The following is a 16,976-nucleotide window of genomic DNA, read 5'->3' as shown; positions in this document are numbered from 1 at the left end:
AGACAGCGTTCCAGACCTGAGCGCCGATCCCCGGGAGGCAGGCCCTCTGCAGGGGCCCGCCGCGAGCCCGGTGACGTGCTGGAACGGCCACCCTTCAGGGTCCCGCTGGCCTCCCTGCAGGGTCCCGCCGCGAGCGTGCAAGTGGTGGGGGCAGGGAGGTCCTTTCACGAGGCGTGGGGGGAAGGGTGGTCCTCCTTCAGAAGAGCACGCTGGCGAAGCGCCCGACCTCGCGGAACCCGACCCGGGCGTAGGCGGCGCGGGCCGCGCCGTTGAAGTCGTTGACGTAGAGGCTGACCACGGGCGCGATCGCCGTGCGGGCGTACTCGACGACGGCTGCGGTGCCGACGGTGCCGATGCCCCGGCCGCGGTGGGCGGGGGCGACCCACACGCCCTGCACCTGGCAGACGCTGCGGGAGACCGCGCCGATCTCGGCCTTGAACAGCACTTCGCCGCCCTCGATCCAGGCCAGCGACTGGCCGGCGCGGACCAGGTCGGCGACCCGGGCGCGGTAGCCGGCGCCGCCGTCCACCCGGAGCGGGCTGACCCCGACCTCCTCGGTGAACATCGCCACCGCGGCCGGCAGCAGGACGTCGAGATCGGCGAGCCGCACCGGGCGCACCCGCGGCTCCGGGGCGACGGCCGGCGGGCCCTCGATCGCCAGCAGCGGCTGGCGGGGCCGGTGGTCGCGGGCCGGGCCCCAGGAGGGCTCCAGGAGCGCCCACAGCGGGTCCACCGACGCGGCCGGGCCGACGATGGTCGAGCAGCGCCGCCCGGCGCGGCGGGCCCGGTCGGCGAACGCCTCGGCCGCGGGCCGCTCCGCTCCGGGCAGGGCGAACGGGATCAGGTTCGCGCCGGCCAGGCAGACCGCGTCCAGCGAGGGTCCGCTGCCTAGGCCCCACAGCGGGGCGCCGAGGGCCGCGGCGGAGGTGCCCGCGGCCTCCACCCGCCCGGCGATGACGCACGCCGCCACCGGGTCGCTGGTGAGCAGGGCGCGGACGGCGGGCTCGTCGGTCTCGTCGAGGACCCGCGCCGTCGGGGCGGTGGGGTGGGTGGGCGGCACCGGGGCGGTGGGGTGGGTGGGAGGCACCGGGGCGGTGGGGTGGGTGGGAGGCACCGGGGCGGTGGGGTGGGTGGTAGACACCGGGGCGGTGGGGTGGGTGGTAGACACCGTCGAGCGCAGCACCGGACCGGTCAGCCGACGGTGACGACGGGCGGACCGGACGGCGTCCCCTCGTCGACGGCCTGGCCGGCCAGCCGCATGGCCTCCTCGATGAGCGTCTCGACGATCTTGGACTCGGGGACGGTCTTGACGACCTCGCCCTTGACGAAGATCTGGCCCTTGCCGTTGCCCGACGCCACACCCAGGTCGGCCTCGCGGGCCTCACCGGGGCCGTTGACGACGCAGCCCATGACGGCCACCCGCAGCGGCACCTCCAGCCCGTCGAGCCCCGCGGTGACCTCGTCGGCCAGCGTGTAGACGTCGACCTGGGCGCGCCCGCAGGAGGGGCAGCTGACGATCTCCAGGCCGCGCTGGCGCAGGTTGAGCGACTCCAGGATCTGGTTGCCGACCTTGACCTCCTCGGCCGGCGGGGCGGAGAGGGAGACGCGGATGGTGTCGCCGATGCCCTGGCTCAGCAGCGCCCCGAAGGCGACGGCGGACTTGATGGTGCCCTGGAAGGCGGGGCCGGCCTCGGTGACGCCGAGGTGCAGCGGGTAGTCGCACTGCGCGGCCAGCTGCTCGTAGGCGCGCACCATGACCACCGGGTCGTTGTGCTTGACCGAGATCTTGATGTCGCGGAAGTCGTGCTCCTCGAACAGCGAGCACTCCCACAGCGCCGACTCGACCAGCGCCTCGGGGGTGGCCTTGCCGTACTTGGCCAGCAGTCGCTTGTCGAGCGACCCGGCGTTGACGCCGATCCGGATCGGGATACCGGCGCCCTTGGCCGCCCGGGCGATCTCGCCGACCTTGTCGTCGAACTTCTTGATGTTGCCGGGGTTGACCCGAACGGCAGCGCAGCCGGCGTCGATCGCGGCGAACACGTAGCGCGGCTGGAAGTGGATGTCGGCGATGACCGGGATCTGCGACTTCTTCGCGATGATCGGCAGCGCCTCGGCGTCGTCGGTGTCCGGGACGGCGACCCGCACGATCTGGCAGCCGGAGGCGGTGAGCTCGGCGATCTGCTGCAGCGTGGCGTTGATGTCGGCGGTCTTGGTCGTCGTCATCGACTGCACGCTGACCGGGTGGTCGCTGCCCACGCCGATGTCGCCGACCATAAGCTGGCGGGTCTTGCGCCGGGGCGCGAGGACGGGCGGGGGCGCAGCGGGCATGCCGAGACCGACGGGGATCGCCATGTCCGCCAGTATCCCCGCTTCCCGCAGGTCGGTGCGGAGGTGCGGGGTGTGACGCCTGGCGGGCCTACTGCAGGGTGATCGGGTTGACGATGTCGGCGATCAGCAGCAGGCCGGAGAGGACGACGAACAGGCCCGCGACGACGTAGGCGACCGGCATCAGCCGGGCGATGTCGAACGGGCCGGGGTCGGGCCGGCCGCGGAGCCGGGCGACGACCGCGCGCGCCTTCTCGTAGAGCGCGCCGGCGACGTGCCCGCCGTCGAGCGGGTAGATCGGCAGCAGGTTGAACAGGAACAGCACCAGGTTGATGCTCGCCAGCAGCTGCAGGAACGTGCTGACCTTCTCCAGCGTGGTGAGCTCCGGGATCGAGAACACCTCACCGGAGATGCGCCCGACGCCGACGACGCCGATCGGGCCGTTGGGGTCGCGCTCCTCTCCCAGGAACGCCGCGCGGAACAGCTGCGGGATGCGCTCGGGGATCTCGACCAGCCGCTCGACGGCGTTGGCGACGACGGTGCCGAAGTAGGCGGGGACGTCGGCGAGGTCCTGCCGCGCCAGCGCACCGCTCGGGGAGACGCCGAGGTAGCCGGCGGTCGTCGTCCCCTCGGTCGCGTCGGTCGGGTCGGCGTAGACGGTGTTGGCGATCGGCGTCACGGTGACCTGCTGCCGTGCGCCGTCCCGCTCGATGGTGAGGTCCAGCGGCTGCCCCGGGCTGGTGCGGATCGCCTCCTGCACCGTCGTCCAGCTGTCGTACGCGGTGGGGTCCAGGGGCTGCCCGTCGATGGCGACGATCGTGTCGCCGGGGCGCAGGCCGGCGGCCGCGGCGGGGCTCTGCTCGGGCAGCGCGCAGCCCGGCGTCCCGGCCTCGCAGGTCTGCCCGGCCGGGTCGACCGGCACCGTGCACGGGTCGGTGCCGGCGGGGGTCTGGGTGACGGCGGTGGCGGGCAGCACGCAGGCCGGGACGTCGCGCACCGTCGTCGTCAGCACGCTGGTGCCGACGACGGTCAGCAGCACCGTGAACAGCAGGACCGCCAGCACCAGGTTGTGGAAGGGGCCGGCGAACATGACGATGACCCGCTGCCACCAGGGCTTGGCGTAGAACACCCGGCCCTCGTCACCGGGGCGGACGTCGTCGAGCGCCGCGCCGCGGACCTCGGCGATGAACGAGCGCATCCGCGTGGCCCGCGTGCTCTCGTTCTCCTCTGCCGGCGGGATCATCCCGATGATGCGGATGTAGCCACCGAGCGGGACGGCCTTGACGCCGTACTCGGTCTCCCCGCGCGTGCGGGAGAAGACCGTCGGGCCGAAGCCGACCATGAACTGCGGCACCCGCATGCCGAACTTCCGGGCCCAGAAGAAGTGCCCGTACTCGTGGAAGGCGATCGAGAGCAGCAGGCCGGCCGCGAAGGCGACGATCCCGAGGACGGTCAGCAGCAACCCGCTCAGCTCAGCCTCCGGCGATCACGCTCCCGGCGTGCTGCCGGGCCCACCCCTCCGCCGCCAGGACGTCCTCGACGCGGGTGGGGGCGCCGAGGTCCGGCGCGTCGTCGAGGGTACGCGCGACGAGGTCGACGATGCCCCGGAACGGCAGCCGACCCGCCAGGAACGCCGCGACCGCCTCCTCGTTGGCGGCGTTGTAGACCGCCGGGGCGACGCCGCCCGCCTCGCCGGCGGCACGGGCCAGCGCGACCGCGGGGAACGCCTCGTCGTCCAGCGGGGCGAACTCCCAGGTGCTCGCCGTCGACCAGTCCAGTGCCGGCTGCACGTGCGGCAGCCGGTCGGGCCAGGCCAGGGCCAGCGCGATCGGCAGCCGCATGTCCGGCGGGCTGGCCTGGGCGAGGGTGGCGCCGTCGGCAAAGGTCACCATCGAGTGCACGATCGACTGCGGGTGCACGACCACGTCGATGTCGCCGAAGGGGACGCCGAAGAGCAGGTGCGCCTCGATGAGCTCCAGGCCCTTGTTGACCAGCGTCGCGGAGTTGATCGTCACGACCGGTCCCATCGCCCACGTCGGGTGCGCCAGCGCCTGCTCGACGGTGACGTCGGCCAGCTCGGCGGCGCTGCGGCCGCGGAAGGGCCCGCCGCTTGCGGTGAGCACCAGCCGGGCCACCTCGCCCCGGGCGCCGCCGCGCAGGCACTGCGCCAGCGCGGAGTGCTCGGAGTCGACCGGCACCAGCTGCCCGGGCGCGGCCGCGGCGGTGACCAGCTCGCCGCCGGCCACCAGCGACTCCTTGTTGGCCAGCGCCACGGTGCGCCCGGCCCGGAGCGCCGAGAGCGTGGGCCGCAGCCCGATGGACCCGGTGATGCCGTTGAGGACGACGTCGGCCGGGCGGGCGGCGAGCTCCTCGGCCGCCCGCGGACCGGCGAGGATCTCCGGCAGCGCGTACTCGCCCCTCGACCAGCCGCGCTGGGACGCGGCGGCGTAGAAGGCCAGCTGCAGGTCCTGGGCGGCCGTCGCCCGCGCCACGGCGACGGTGCGGACGCCGAGCGACAGCGCCTGCTCGGCCAGCCGCGCGACGTCCCCGCCGCCGGCCGCCAGCCCGGTGATCCGCAGCCGGTCCGGGTTCTGCTCGGCCACCGCGATCGCCTGCCGGCCGATCGACCCGGTGGAGCCCAGCACCGTCACCTCGCGCACGCCGTCCACGGGCGCATCCTCCCCGACCCCGGCACGCCGCCGGTCCCTCGGGGAGTGGGCCGGCTGCGGGCCTGGCAGGATGGCGGTGTGAGCGAGCAGACCCACCGCGAGCGGATCTCCGTGAACCACCCGGCAACCGAGCGGGTCAACCAGCCCGGCCGCGAGGAGGGCGTCGTCAGGGCCGGTGCCGCGCCGGTCGAGCACGAGCGCCCCGAGGACTGGGGCTGGCACGGCGAGACCGGCAGGTGGGGCCGCATCGGCGCCGTCATCGCGACGCTGTTCATCCTGGCCTACCTCTTCGGCAACCACGAGGGGCGCATCGAGGACCTCTGGGTCGTCGCGATCGCCGGCCTGATGATCCTGATCCTGCTGCTCGACTGGCGGCGCCGCCGCAACGCCTGGCGCGCCAAGTAGCCGCGCGCCCTCGAGAGGCCCGTCCCCTGCCGGGGGCGGGCCTCTCGTCGTCCAGAGGGGTGGCGGGTCGATCGCCGGGCGCGTCGCCTCGAGGAGCGGCACGGTCGTCGCGGCGCACGGGGAGCTACGGGACCCACCGGAGCCGGATGTCAGGTGTCGCCCTCGCACCCCCGACCACCGGGGTTCCTCTCGTGCAGGCGTGCCAGGAGTGACGGCTGGGTCCGCTGGGGCGGCGTTCGTCAGACATGGCCGACGATCCGTCTGATCTTGGTGACTGTCAGCTACACCTCCGGCGGCTCACAGTCGATAGACAGTGCGAGAGAAGTCCGGAGCACCCGGACTCCTGACCGACCGGAGAGCCGACGATGTCCCGCACCACCACCCGCGCCGCAGCCCTGACCGGACTGACCGCCACCACCGTGGCCACCGGTCTGCTGCTCGCCCCCGCCGCGTTCGCCGCGCCGAGCGCCCCGGTCGTGGCGCCGTCCGCGGTCGCGGCGGGCGAGGACTTCACCGTCTCGGGCGAGGGCTGCCTGCCCGAGTCCGACCCGCTGAACCCCACGGCCGTCGAGCTGTTCATCGAGGACGGCACCGAGTCCGGCTACTGGGACTACGTCGAGCCGGCCGCAGACGGGAGCTGGTCGGCCACCCTGTCCTTCCTCGAGGGGACGACGCCGAAGGACTACGTCATCGAGACCGCGTGCCTGGACTACCTGAACGAGGCCCCGCGGTTCGTGTACCCGAACACCAGCGTGACCCTGAAGGGCGCCCCCGCGTCCACGCCGCCCACCCCGACCGAGACTCCCACCACCGAGGCGCCGAAGAGCACGCCGGCCGGCGAGATCCGTGGCACCCAGGCCAACACCAAGGGCGTCGCGAGCCCGGATGGCGGCTCGGCCACCGGTGACAGCGCGGCCCCGGGCCGCAAGGTCGTCAAGGTCCTCACCGGCTTCAAGCCCGGCGAGGTCGTCACGGTGACCCTGCACTCGACCCCGCAGACCATGGGCACGTTCACCGCCGACCGGAACGGCACCGTGACGGTCTCCTTCACCGTCCCGGCCGGCACCCCGACCGGCGACCACACCCTGGTCTACGAGGGGAGCATGGGCACCTACTTCCAGGAGTCCTTCTCCGTGACCGCGGCCGCGGCGACCTCCAACGCGTCCTCCTCGAGCCTGGCCTACACCGGCGCCGACGTCGCCCTCCCGCTGGGCCTGGGCGTGGGTGCCCTCGCGCTCGGCGGCGGCCTGGTGTTCGCCGCCCGCCGCCGGTCCGCGGAGGGCTCGCAGGCCTGAGCGTGACCGCACCGCACGACCCCGACGCCGGCCAGGGCTCCCCTGGCCGGCGTCGGCCGTCCCCGGGACGGCGAGGCCGGACACGAGTCCTCCTCGCCGTCCTGGTCCTGGTGGTCCTCGCCGTCGGCGTCGACGTCGCGCTGCTCGCCGGCCGCGTCGGCGAGGTCGCCGTGGACCTCTCCCCCGACGACTCCGACGGCCGCACGTGGGTCCTCGTGGGCCTGGACTCGCGGGACCACCTGCCCGCCGGCGCCGACCCCGCCGTCTTCGGCACGCCCGAGGCCGTCCCCGGCACCCGGGCCGACGTGGTGCTCGTGGTCCACCAGACCGACGCCGGGACCACGGTCCTGTCGGTGCCCCGGGACCTGCTGGTGCTCCGGGACCAGCGGCGGACCCGGCTGACCCTCACGTGGCGGGACGGTCCCCGAGCGACGGTCGACGCCCTCTGCTCCATCGGCATCGACGCCGACCACCTGGTCGCGGTCGACTTCGCGGGGTTCGCCCAGGTCGTCGATGCAGCCGGCGGGCTCACGGTGGACGTGCCGGTCCCGGTACGCGACCCGGGCGCCGGGTTGGACCTGCCGCGCGCCGGCGTCCAGCACGTCGACGGGCGCACCGCGCTGGCCCTGGTCCGCTCCCGGCACCCGCAGCACCTGGTCGACGGGACGTGGACGCCGGTGCCGATGGACCCGGACGGACGGGCGTCGGCCGCGGGCACGGTGCTCGGTGCGCTGGTGGACGCCGTCCGCGGATCGGTCGTCCGGCCCTTGCGGCTGCAGACCGTGGGGTGGGCGACCACCGGGGCACTCAGTGTCGACCCGGGGACCTCCGTGACCGATCTCGCCGCGCTCGCCGGCGCGGACCTGTCGACGGTCGAGGTGGTGCCGAGCGACCTCCGGGACGGCGCCGTCCCGGTGGCTCTGCCCACCGCCGGCACGCGCGCCGCGATCGAGGCCGCCGGGCTGTCGTGCCGGTGAGGGTCAGCTGACGCCGACGCCGATCGCCAGCCCGACCGCGTAGGTGACACCGGCCGCGACCGCGCCGAAGAGCAGCTGCCGCAGGGCGGCGTACCACCAGGGCCGAGGCGTGAAGCGGGACGACAGCGCGCCGGCCACGGCCAGGCCCACCGCCCCGCACACCAGGGCTGCGGCGAGCACGGAGAAGCCGAGCAGGTAGGGCAGCAGCGGGATCACCGCGCCGGTGGCGAAGGTCAGGAACGACGAGACCGCCGCCGTCCACGGCGAGGGTTTGTCGGCCGGGTTGAGCCCCAGCTCGGCGACGACGTGCAGCCGCAGCGCGGTGTCGGGGTCGCGGTGCAGCTGGACGGCGACCTGCCGGGCGAGGTCCTCGTCCACGCCGCGGACCCGCATCATCTGCACCAGCTCGGCGAGCTCGCCGCCCGGGTTGCGCTCGAGCTCGCGGCGCTCCTTCTCCACCTCGAGGTCGAGCTGCTCGTTCTGCGTCCGCACCGAGGTGTACTCGCCCAGCGCCATGGAGATGGCGCCGGCGACCAGGCTGGCCACGCCGGAGAGCACGATCGCGCGGGAGGACGCTCCCCCGCCGCCGACCCCGGCCACCAGCGCGGTGTTGGTCACCAGCCCGTCCATCGCCCCGAAGACCGCGGCCCGCAGCCAGCCGCCGGAGACGTCGGCGTGGCTGTGCTCGTGCGCCTCGGCCGGCGGGGCCTCCGAACTCACGCGTCGGCCTCGGCGCCCAGCTCCACGGGCGGCTCGAGGGACGGCGTGGGCAGCGCGACGCTCGGGACGCCCTCCACCCGGTCGGCCGCGGCCAGCTGCCCGCAGGCGCCGTCGATGTCCTGGCCCCGGGTGTCGCGGACCGTCGTCGGCACGCCGTGCGCGCGCAGCCGGGCGACGAACTCGCGCTGCGCGGGCAGCGGGCTGGCGTCCCAGCGGCTGCCCGGCGTGGGGTTGAGCGGGATGAGGTTGACGTGCGCCCGGCGGTCGGCGAGCAGCCGGCCGAGCAGGTCGGCGCGCTCGGGCTGGTCGTTCACGTCGCGGATGAGCGCGTACTCCACGGAGTAGCGGCGGCCGGTGCGCGCGGCGTACGCGTCGGCGGCGTCGACGACGTCGGCCACCTTCCACCGCGTGTTGATCGGCACCAGGCTGTCGCGCAGCTCGTCGTCGGGCGCGTGCAGGCTGACCGCGAGGGTGACGTGCAGCCCCTCCTCGGTGAGCCGCCGGATCGCCGGGACGACGCCGACGGTGGAGACCGTCACCGAGCGCTGGGACAGGCCCAGCCCGTGCGGCGCCGGCGTCACCAGGGCGTCGAGGGTCTTGCGCACGCGCGCGTAGTTGGCCAGCGGCTCCCCCATGCCCATGAAGACCACGTTGGACAGCCGGCCGGGCCCGCCGGGGACCTCGCCGTCCGCCATGGCCGCGGCCGCCGCGACCGCCTGGCCGATGATCTCGGCGGCCGAGAGGTTGCGGGTCAGCCCGTTCTGGCCGGTCGCGCAGAAGGGGCAGGCCATGCCACAGCCGGCCTGGCTGGAGATGCAGACGGTGGCGCGGTCGGGGTAGCGCATGAGCACGCTCTCGACCAGCGCGCCGTCGTGCAGCCGCCACAGCGTCTTGCGGGTGCGGCCCCCGTCGGCGCTCAGCGTCCGCACCGGCGTGAGCAGCCCGGGCAGCAGCGCGCCGGTCAGCTCCTCGCGGACCGCGGCCGGCAGGTCGGTCATCCGCGCCGGGTCGGTGACGCCCCGGTAGAAGTGCCGGGCGAGCTGGTCGGCCCGGAACGCCGGCTGGCCGAGCTCGGTGACCGCGGCACGGGCCTGCTCGCGGGTGAGGTCGGCGAGGTGGCGCGGCGGCTTCCCCCGGCGCGGGGCGTCGAACACGAGAGGGAGGGCAGTCATGGCGTCGTCCATGGTCCCACCCCTCGGCGCCTGCCGGGCCGGCCTGCGGGTGAGATCACCCTCCTGGCGGCCCGGTCGTCTCCGTAGGCGTCGGGAGCTGCGGAGGCTCGGGCAGCGGCGACGGATCGGTGTCTTCCTCGGGGGCCCCCTCCTCCTCCGGGTCGTCCGGGTCCTCGGTGGACGGCGGAGTCGTCGGGTCGGGCTCGGGTGTCGTCGTGGGCTCCGGTGTGCCGGACCCGTCGCCCTCCGTCACGTCGTCCGAGGTGTCGTCCGCCGTCTCGTCGGCGCCGGTCCCCCCCGTCGTGTCCACGATCGGCGTCCCGATGACCGAGGTGCGGTCCGGGGCGGGCTCGGGATCCTCGAGTCCCGGAGGAGGGACGGGCGCGCCCGTCGCCCCCTGGACGGGGACCGGCACGGCGGGCGCCGGGGTCTCGGTGGCACGCGGGGGTGCCGGGACGGTGACACGGGGCGGCACCCCGCTGGCGTGGGCGGACCGCGGGGCCGCTGGAGCGGCAGCGGGCGGAGGCGTCGTCACCGTCGTCGCGGGCGGGGTGGCCGGCGCGGGGACCGGCGTCGGTCGGGGGGTGGCGCGGCCGGGCATCGCCGGGGCGGAGGTAGCCGGGGCGGCGACGTCCGCGGCGGGGACCGGGGTGTCGCTCCGGGCGGCCAGCAGCGACGCCGCGGCGACGGCCCCGGCGACCAGCAGGCCGGCCGCCACGGAGAGCGCGCGGCGACGCGACGGGGGGCGGCTGCCGACGACGACGCGGACGGGCGGGGGCTGCGGGAGAGCTCCGGGCTCGAACAGCTCCGCAGGCTCGGCATCCGCGGTGGCGGGTCCGGTGGGCGTTCCGTCGGGATCCGCGGTGAGGAGGTCGTCGACACGGACCACCGGCGGCTCGAGGTCCGGTTCGGGGGCGGCCTGCGCCTCCGCGTCCGGCTCAGGCGCGACGTCCGGCGCGGGCGCGGCGTCCGGCTCGGGCACGGGGTCCGGCGCGGGCGCGGCGTCCGGCTCGGGCACGGGGTCCGGCGCGGGCGCGACGTCCGGCGCGGGCGCGGCGTCCGGCTCGGGCACGGGGTCCGGCGCTGGGACGGTGTCCGGCTCCGACAGCTCGTTCGACTCCGCCGCGACCAGCTCGGGCTCGGGGTCCGGCTCGGGGGCGGTCTCCTCGACGGACGTCGCCCCGTCGGTCCCGTCGCCCAGCCACTCGGGCAGCCAGGCGTCGTCCCACTCGGCCGGATCGGGGGTCTCGTCGGGACGGCCGGGATCGGCCGGGACGGTCGACTCGTCGACGTCGTCCGGATGACTGGAGCCCATGGCCTCCCCTGCCTCGCCGGGTGCGGTGCCGTCTCCCTGTCATCGGCAGCCGGAGGCCGGGACGGCACCGTACGTGCCGTGGTCTCGGCAGGTGAGCCGCGCCACGGCCTGCGAAGCTCCACCGCATGAGCCGGCTCGCCGACGTGGACCTGACCCTGCGGCTGTCCAAGGCAGAGGAGGAGAAGCAGCTCAAGGCCGCGCAGAAGCGGCTGGTGCACCTGCGTCTGCTCCTGGGTGGACAGATCGGCCCGGGCGAGATCGGGCCGCCCCTGCTGGTGCTGTTCGAGGGCTGGGACGCCTCGGGCAAGGGCGGCGCGATCAAACGCCTGGTCGAGCGGCTCGACCCCCGGCACGTGCGGGTCGCCCAGTTCGCCGCGCCCACCCATGACGAGAAGCGCCACCACTTCCTGTGGCGCTTCTGGCCGGTCCTTCCCGGCTGGGGCGGGATGGCCGTGCTCGACCGCACCTGGTACGGGCGGGTGCTGGTGGAGCGGGTCGAGGGCTTCACGGTCGAGGAGGCGTGGCGCCGCGCCTACGGCGAGATCGTCGACCTGGAGTCCAGCCTCGCCGACGAGGGCACGGTGATCGTCAAGTTCTGGATGCACCTGTCGCCCGAGGAACAGCTGCGCCGCTTCGAGTCCCGCCGCGAGGACCCCTACCGCGCCTGGAAGCTCACCGACGAGGACTGGCGCAACCGCGAGAAGCGCCCGGCCTACGAGGCGGCGGTCGAGGAGATGCTGGAGCGGACCGACACCGCGGCAGCCCCCTGGCACGTGGTCGCCGGGGAGGACAAGCGGTGGGCTCGGGTGGCGGTGGTCCGCACGGTCTGCGAGGCCGTGGAGGCGGCCCTGCGCGCCCGGGGCCTCGACCCGGACCCGCCGCTCACGTGAGGCCGAGCCGGGCGTGCTGCCGGATCCAGGCGTGCATGGCGATGCCCGCTGCCACGCCGGCGTTGATCGACCGCGTGGAGCCGAACTGGGCGATGGAGACGGTGGTCGAGGCGGCCGCGCGGGCCTCCGGCGTCAGCCCCGGTCCCTCCTGACCGAAGAGCAGCACGCATCGCTCAGGCAGGTCGGCGGTCTCCAGCGGGACGGCGCCCGGTCCGTTGTCGACGGCGACGAGCGGGAGCTCCTCGCGCGCGGCGTGGGCCGCCAGCGCGCCGACGTCCGCGTGGTGGCGCAGGTGCTGGTAGCGGTCGGTGACCATCGCTCCCCGACGGTTCCAGCGACGGCGGCCGACGACGTGCACCTCGGCGGCCAGGAAGGCGTTCGCCGTGCGCACCACCGTCCCGATGTTGAGGTCGTGGCCGAAGTTCTCGATCGCGACGTGGAACGGGTGCCGGCGGGCGTCGAGGTCGGCGACGACGGCCTCGACGGTCCAGTAGCGGTAGCGGTCGGCGACGTTGCGCCGGTCGCCGTGCGCGAGCAGCTCGGGGTCGTAGCGCGGGTCCTCGGGCCACGGTCCCGGCCAGGGGCCGACCCCGACCGTCGTCCCCCACTCCGTCGGGCCCGCCTCGCCGTCCACGCGGCCGATCGTCTCCCACGCCCCGGGTTCCCGTGCGCTCCGGGCAGGATCGGCGGACGTGACCGCCGGCGCCCTCGTTCACTGACCGAGCCCGCGGCCTAGCGGGCGGCGCTCGACGCCGGGGCGCTGTTCCCGCCGTCCCTCGCCGAGCAGGGGTTCGTGCACCTCTCCACGCCGGAGCAGGTGCACCTGCCGGCCGGGCGGCTGTTCCCCGGACGGCGGGACCTCGTGCTGCCCGTCGTCGACCCCGCGCGGCTGGCCGACCCGGTGCGCTGGGCCCCCGGCGTGCCCGGGGACCCACCCGACGTGCGCTTCCCGCACCTCCATGGTCCGCTGCCGACCAGCGCCGTCGTCGCCGTCGTGCCGTACCGGCCGCCCGCCGACCCGGTCCTCCCCCGGCCGGACGACGCGCTGGGCCGGGCGCTGGCGCTGTCCCTGTCGCTGCGCACCCGGCGGGCCGCCGAGGTGCGCGACGTCCCGGGTGGGATCGCCGTGCTCGACCCGCGCTTCCGGTACTCCCGGGACGACAACCGGCTGGTGCTCACGGTCCCGCCGGACGCCGGCACGGTCGCGCGGACGGCGGCCGAGGTCGCCGCCGACGCGGGCTGGCCGCACCTGGCGGCCACGCTGACCGGGCCCGGTGCGGACGACGTGGCGCGGGAGCTCGCCGGCCGCGGGTGGCGGGCCGAGGAACTGCTGGTGATGGCCCGCCCCGCCACCCCCGCGCCGCCCGGGCGCCGCGCCGAGCCGGTCGACCAGCGGGAGGTGCACGAGAGCTCTGGGAGCGCTCGTGGCGGCGCGACCTGCCGCCGTCCGAGGCGGCGCTGGACGAGCTGGTGGCCCAGCTCATCGGGCGGGAGCACCGCAACGCCCGTCCTGGCCGCGGCACTGAACCGCGCCGCCGACCGCGGTTGCGACCTCGTGGTGCTGGAGGCCGACGCCATCGACTGGCCGCGGCACTGGTACGCCCGGCGCGGCTTCGAGCCCGTGGGGTCGGTCCGGGAGGTGTCGGCACCCCGCGCTCAGGCGGGCGCGACGACCGACAGCAGCAGGTAGGCGACGGCGGCGGAGGGCAGCAGCGAGTCCAGCCGGTCCATGATGCCGCCGTGGCCGGGCAGCAGCTGCCCCATGTCCTTGATGCCGAGGTCGCGCTTGATCAGCGACTCGCCGAGGTCGCCGGCGGTCGCGCTGACGGCCAGGGCGACGCCGAAGAGCACCCCGCCCCACCACGGCCCGCCGAGGGCCAGGGTCACGATCGGGGTGGCGACCAGCACGCAGGCGACGACCGAGCCGGCCATCCCCTCCCAGGACTTCTTGGGGCTGACCGACGGCGCCATCGGGTGCTTCCCGAACAGCACGCCCGCGGCGAAGCCGCCGACGTCGTTGCCGACCACGGTGGCGATGAAGGCCAGCACCCGCGCCGCGCCGTCCTCCGGGACGAGCAGCAGGACGGCGAACCCGGCGAGCAGCGGGACGTACAGCGCCACCAGGACGCCGGCCGAGGCGTCCCGCAGGTAGCCGTCGGGGCCCTCGGCGAGTCGCCACAGCAGGACGGCCAGGACGGTGAGCAGGAACGCCACGACCAGCCCCGATGCGCCCCGCGTCCAGGCCAGCGCGATCATCGCGACCGTGCCCACGAGGAGCGGCACCAGCGGGGCCCGCGCGCTCCCCGCACGCAGCGCCCGGGTGAGCTCGACGACGCCGGTGAGGATGGCCGCGCCGAGCACCAGCAGGAACGCCGGGCGGTAGACCAGCAGGGGGAGCAGGATGGCCGCGCCCAGAGCGGCACCGACCCCGATGGCCGCCACCATGTCCCGCCCGGCCCGCCCGGACTTCTTCGTGGGCGCGTGCACCAGGTCCGGGCCTACGGACTCGGTCGTCGAGACGGGGACCTCGACCTGCGTCGTCCTCGGCTCGCGCGGCGACGGCTCAGCGGTCGCCGGCTCCTGCACGGGCAGCGGCGCCATCCGCAGGTCGGTGACCGCCCGCGGCGGCAGCGGCGGCGGTGGCGGGGCCGGACGCCGGCCGACGGTCGGGATCGGCCCGGTGTCGGGGTCGGGGGTCATGTGCGGGGTCCGGTCGGGTCAGACCTCGAGCAGCTCGGACTCCTTGTTCTTGACCGCCTCGTCGATGCCGTGCACGTGCTTGGCGGTCAGGTCGTCGAGCTCCTTCTCCGCGCGGCGCACGTCGTCCTCGCCGGCCTCGCCGTCCTTGGCGATGCGGTCGAGCTCCTCCTTGGCGCGGCGGCGGACGTTGCGGATGGCGACCTTGGCGTCCTCGCCCTTGGCGCGGGCCTGCTTGACCAGGTCGCGGCGGCGCTCCTCGGTCAGCTGCGGGAACACCACGCGGATGATCTGGCCGTCGTTGGTGGGGTTGACGCCGAGGTCGCTGTCGCGGATGGCCTTCTCGATGGCCGACAGCTGGCCGGTGTCGTAGGGCTTGATCACCGCCATGCGCGCCTCGGGGACGGTGATCGACGACATCTGCGGCACGGGCGTCGGCGCGCCGTAGTAGTCGACCAGGACCTTGTTGAACATCGACGGGGCGGCCCGCCCGGTGCGCACCGAGCCGAGGTCCTCCCGCGCGACCGACAGGGCCTTGTCCATCCGCTCCTCGGCGTCGAGCAGGGTGTCGTCGATCACGGGTCTCTCCTCCTGGTGCGGCGGAGCGCTCCGCCGCGGGTGCGGGTCTGCGGGCTGGCGGCGGCGTTCAGGCCGGGTCGCTGATCAGCGTTCCGATCCTCTCACCTGCCACCGCTCGGGCGATGTTCCCCGGCTCCAGCAGGTTGAACACGACGATCGGCATGCTGTTGTCCATGCACAGGCTGATGGCCGTCGCGTCGGCGACCTTCAGCTGCTTGGCCAGCACGGTGCCGTAGTCGAGGTCCTCGTACATGACCGCGTGGGAGTTGGTGCGGGGGTCGTCGTCGTAGACGCCGTCCACCCCGTTCTTGGCCATGAGCAGCACCTGGCAGCCGATCTCCAGGGCGCGCTGGGCCGCCACCGTGTCGGTGGAGAAGTAGGGCATGCCGGCACCGGCGCCGAAGATCACCAGCCGGCCCTTCTCCATGTGCCGCACGGCCTTGCGTGGGATGTAGGGCTCGGCGACCTGGCCCATCGTGATCGCGGTCTGCACCCGCGTCTCCAGGCCGACCTGCTCGCAGAACGCCTGGAGGGCCAGCGCGTTCATCACGGTGCCGAGCATGCCCATGTAGTCGGCGTGCCGGCGGTCCATGCCGGCCTCGGCCAGCTCGGCCCCGCGGAAGAAGTTGCCACCGCCGACCACGACGGCGACCTGGGTGCCGCCGTGCACGACCTCGGCGAGCTGCGACGCGATGCTGTGCACGATGCCGCCGTCGACACCGACGCTGCCGCCGCCGAAGGCCTCGCCCGAGAGCTTGAGGAGGACCCGCTTGTAGCCGCCGCCGTCGGCGGGCTGGAAGGCGGTGGGTGCGGACAGGGGCGCGGTGTGCTGCGGCGCGGCGGTGTCGGTCAACGGTTCTTCCCTCGCTCGGCGTCGTTCCCCGCATCCTGCCGCACCGGGGGTGCGGCAGCTTGCGGGCAGGGGTCCCTCGCACCGGTCCCCGGACACCGAAGGACCCCGCTGCCCCCCACGCCTCGCAAGCTCGGCGCGGGCCCCTGCAGCGGGGCCGATCGGGGGCGCGGGGTCCTTCTCCGCTGCTGTTACGCCTGGCCGACCTCGAAGCGGGCGAACCGCTCCACGGTCAGGCCGGCCTCGTCGACGATCTGCTTGACCGTGCGCTTGGGCTCGGTGATCGACGGCTGCTCGAGGAGGACGAAGTCCTTGTAGTAGGCGTTGACCCGACCCTCGACGATCCTGGTGATCGCCTGCTCGGGCTTGCCCTCCTCCTTGGCGGTCTGCTCGGCGACGCGGCGCTCGGTCTCGACCGCCTCGGCCGGGACCTCGTCGCGGGACAGGTACCGCGGGCGGGCCGCGGCGATGTGCATCGCCAGGCTGCGTGCGGCGTCCTCGCTGCCGCCGCTGTACTGCACCGCGACACCGATCGCCGGGGGCAGGTCGGTGGCCCGCTTGTGCAGGTAGGTGGCGGTCTGACCGTCGAAGGCGACGAACTTCGACAGCACCAGCTTCTCGCCGATGCGGGCCGACTCGGCCTCGACCAGCGAGGCGACGGTCTGCCCGTCGACCTCGGTGGCCAGCAGCGCGTCGGCGTCGGCCGGCTTCTGCTGGAGGGCGATGTCGAGCAGGCGGTCGGCCAGGGAGACGAAGTCGGCGTTCTTGGCGACGAAGTCGGTCTCGCAGTCGAGCTCGAGCAGCGCGCCGCCCTTGCTGACGACGACGCCGTTGGTCGTGGAGCGCTCCAGGCGCTTGCCGACGTCCTTGGCGCCCTTGATGCGCAGCAGCTCGACGGCCTTGTCGTAGTCGCCCTCGGCCTCGGTGAGCGCCTTCTTGCAGTCCATCATGCCGGCGCCGGTGGCGTCGCGGAGACGCTTGACGTCGGCCGCGGTGAAGTCAGCCATGCCTCAATTCCTTCTGGTGATGGGTCCGGCCCCGCTGCAGGGGCCCGCCGCGAGCCTGCGAGTGGCGGGGGGGCA

16 protein-coding genes and 1 pseudogene are annotated in these 16,976 nt (G+C 74.8%); 5 read left to right on the top strand and 12 right to left on the bottom strand.

The features are described 5' to 3' along the window. Window positions 1–196: 196 nt before the first annotated feature. The 4 genes from BLW63_RS07635 to dxr all read right to left on the bottom strand — a co-directional run bounded on the left by BLW63_RS07635 (window position 197) and on the right by dxr (window position 4,994). Window positions 197–1,087, bottom strand: a complete 891-nt coding sequence (locus BLW63_RS07635; RefSeq protein WP_244522422.1) for a GNAT family N-acetyltransferase — start codon at window positions 1,085–1,087, stop codon at window positions 197–199. A 104-nt stretch (window positions 1,088–1,191) separates the two neighbouring features. Continuing rightward, window positions 1,192–2,352: a flavodoxin-dependent (E)-4-hydroxy-3-methylbut-2-enyl-diphosphate synthase gene (gene ispG, locus BLW63_RS07630; protein ID WP_091153085.1), complete on the bottom strand. Its 1,161-nt coding sequence runs from the start codon at window positions 2,350–2,352 to the stop codon at window positions 1,192–1,194. Window positions 2,353–2,416: 64 nt separating this feature from the next. After that, window positions 2,417–3,787: a M50 family metallopeptidase gene (locus tag BLW63_RS07625; protein ID WP_091153083.1), complete on the bottom strand. Its 1,371-nt coding sequence runs from the start codon at window positions 3,785–3,787 to the stop codon at window positions 2,417–2,419. Window positions 3,788–3,797: 10 nt separating this feature from the next. Beyond that, window positions 3,798–4,994 (bottom strand): 1-deoxy-D-xylulose-5-phosphate reductoisomerase, encoded by a 1,197-nt coding sequence (gene dxr / locus BLW63_RS07620; RefSeq protein WP_091153081.1) that lies wholly within the window; start codon window positions 4,992–4,994, stop codon window positions 3,798–3,800. A 78-nt stretch (window positions 4,995–5,072) separates the two neighbouring features. On the opposite strand from dxr, the gene BLW63_RS07615 reads away from it, so the two are divergent. From BLW63_RS07615 to BLW63_RS07605, 3 genes are all read left to right on the top strand, one after another. Beyond that, entirely contained in the window at window positions 5,073–5,399 is a 327-nt protein-coding gene (locus BLW63_RS07615) for a DUF2631 domain-containing protein (protein ID WP_091153079.1), read from the top strand. A gap of 365 nt (window positions 5,400–5,764) precedes the next feature. Beyond that, window positions 5,765–6,694 carry a hypothetical protein gene (locus BLW63_RS07610; RefSeq protein ID WP_091153077.1) on the top strand — a complete coding sequence of 310 codons (930 nt, stop codon included), beginning with the start codon at window positions 5,765–5,767 and terminating at the stop codon, window positions 6,692–6,694. Between the two features lie 2 nt (window positions 6,695–6,696). After that, the gene (locus BLW63_RS07605; RefSeq protein ID WP_091153075.1) at window positions 6,697–7,671 is read left to right on the top strand and encodes an LCP family protein; all 975 of its coding nucleotides are present in this window, start codon (window positions 6,697–6,699) and stop codon (window positions 7,669–7,671) included. Between the two features lie 3 nt (window positions 7,672–7,674). Here the strand turns inward: BLW63_RS07605 and BLW63_RS07600 are convergent, their stop codons facing one another. The 3 genes from BLW63_RS07600 to BLW63_RS26725 are packed head-to-tail and all read right to left on the bottom strand — an operon-like array spanning window position 7,675 to window position 10,878. Continuing rightward, window positions 7,675–8,391: a VIT1/CCC1 transporter family protein gene (locus BLW63_RS07600; RefSeq protein WP_091153073.1), complete on the bottom strand. Its 717-nt coding sequence runs from the start codon at window positions 8,389–8,391 to the stop codon at window positions 7,675–7,677. Further along, on the bottom strand, window positions 8,388–9,563 hold the full coding sequence (gene rlmN / locus BLW63_RS07595) for a dual-specificity RNA methyltransferase RlmN (protein WP_091153246.1): 1,176 nt from the start codon (window positions 9,561–9,563) through the stop codon (window positions 8,388–8,390). Before rlmN ends, BLW63_RS07600 begins: the two co-directional genes overlap by 4 nt. A gap of 55 nt (window positions 9,564–9,618) precedes the next feature. Next, window positions 9,619–10,878 (bottom strand): hypothetical protein, encoded by a 1,260-nt coding sequence (locus BLW63_RS26725; RefSeq protein WP_091153071.1) that lies wholly within the window; start codon window positions 10,876–10,878, stop codon window positions 9,619–9,621. Window positions 10,879–11,003: 125 nt separating this feature from the next. Here BLW63_RS26725 and BLW63_RS07585 point away from each other — a divergent pair, with 125 nt between their 5' ends. Then, window positions 11,004–11,768, top strand: a complete 765-nt coding sequence (locus BLW63_RS07585; protein WP_091153069.1) for a polyphosphate kinase 2 family protein — start codon at window positions 11,004–11,006, stop codon at window positions 11,766–11,768. Here BLW63_RS07585 and BLW63_RS07580 read toward each other — a convergent pair. After that, window positions 11,761–12,402, bottom strand: a complete 642-nt coding sequence (locus BLW63_RS07580) for a TrmH family RNA methyltransferase (protein WP_091153067.1) — start codon at window positions 12,400–12,402, stop codon at window positions 11,761–11,763. The two genes, BLW63_RS07585 and BLW63_RS07580, sit on opposite strands and share 8 nt — an antisense overlap. Before the next feature lie 117 nt (window positions 12,403–12,519). Between BLW63_RS07580 and BLW63_RS07575 the strand changes: the two are divergent. After that, a pseudogene (locus BLW63_RS07575) lies at window positions 12,520–13,458 on the top strand (DUF952 domain-containing protein); the annotation flags it as partial. On the opposite strand, the gene BLW63_RS07570 reads toward BLW63_RS07575, so the two are convergent. The 4 genes from BLW63_RS07570 to tsf all read right to left on the bottom strand — a co-directional run bounded on the left by BLW63_RS07570 (window position 13,425) and on the right by tsf (window position 16,901). Further along, window positions 13,425–14,468, bottom strand: a complete 1,044-nt coding sequence (locus BLW63_RS07570; RefSeq protein WP_170856688.1) for a phosphatidate cytidylyltransferase — start codon at window positions 14,466–14,468, stop codon at window positions 13,425–13,427. The pseudogene BLW63_RS07575 and the gene BLW63_RS07570 overlap by 34 nt on opposite strands. An 18-nt stretch (window positions 14,469–14,486) precedes the next feature. Next, window positions 14,487–15,044, bottom strand: a complete 558-nt coding sequence (frr, locus tag BLW63_RS07565) for a ribosome recycling factor (protein ID WP_091153065.1) — start codon at window positions 15,042–15,044, stop codon at window positions 14,487–14,489. Window positions 15,045–15,111: 67 nt separating this feature from the next. Next, window positions 15,112–15,897, bottom strand: coding sequence for a UMP kinase (gene pyrH, locus BLW63_RS07560; protein ID WP_425284240.1), 786 nt, complete (start codon window positions 15,895–15,897; stop codon window positions 15,112–15,114). A 188-nt stretch (window positions 15,898–16,085) separates the two neighbouring features. Next, window positions 16,086–16,901: a translation elongation factor Ts gene (tsf, locus tag BLW63_RS07555; protein ID WP_091153063.1), complete on the bottom strand. Its 816-nt coding sequence runs from the start codon at window positions 16,899–16,901 to the stop codon at window positions 16,086–16,088. Window positions 16,902–16,976 lie beyond the last annotated feature (75 nt).

The sequence above is a fragment of the Geodermatophilus africanus genome, assembly GCF_900107105.1.
Taxonomy (GTDB): domain Bacteria; phylum Actinomycetota; class Actinomycetes; order Mycobacteriales; family Geodermatophilaceae; genus Geodermatophilus; species Geodermatophilus africanus.
Note: the sequence above shows the minus strand (reverse complement) of the source record. Positions and strands in the feature narration are given on the sequence as shown.

Bases quoted from the DNA above. Each gene is read 5' to 3' on its own strand.
- ispG (WP_091153085.1), bottom strand. From the start codon at position 2,352: ATGGCGATCCCCGTCGGTCTCGGCATGCCCGCTGCGCCCCCGCCCGTC.
- BLW63_RS07610 (WP_091153077.1), top strand. From the start codon at position 5,765: ATGTCCCGCACCACCACCCGCGCCGCAGCCCTGACCGGACTGACCGCC.
- rlmN (WP_091153246.1), bottom strand. From the start codon at position 9,563: ATGACTGCCCTCCCTCTCGTGTTCGACGCCCCGCGCCGGGGGAAGCCG.
- BLW63_RS26725 (WP_091153071.1), bottom strand. From the start codon at position 10,878: ATGGGCTCCAGTCATCCGGACGACGTCGACGAGTCGACCGTCCCGGCC.
- BLW63_RS07585 (WP_091153069.1), top strand. From the start codon at position 11,004: ATGAGCCGGCTCGCCGACGTGGACCTGACCCTGCGGCTGTCCAAGGCA.
- BLW63_RS07570 (WP_170856688.1), bottom strand. From the start codon at position 14,468: ATGACCCCCGACCCCGACACCGGGCCGATCCCGACCGTCGGCCGGCGT.
- tsf (WP_091153063.1), bottom strand. From the start codon at position 16,901: ATGGCTGACTTCACCGCGGCCGACGTCAAGCGTCTCCGCGACGCCACC.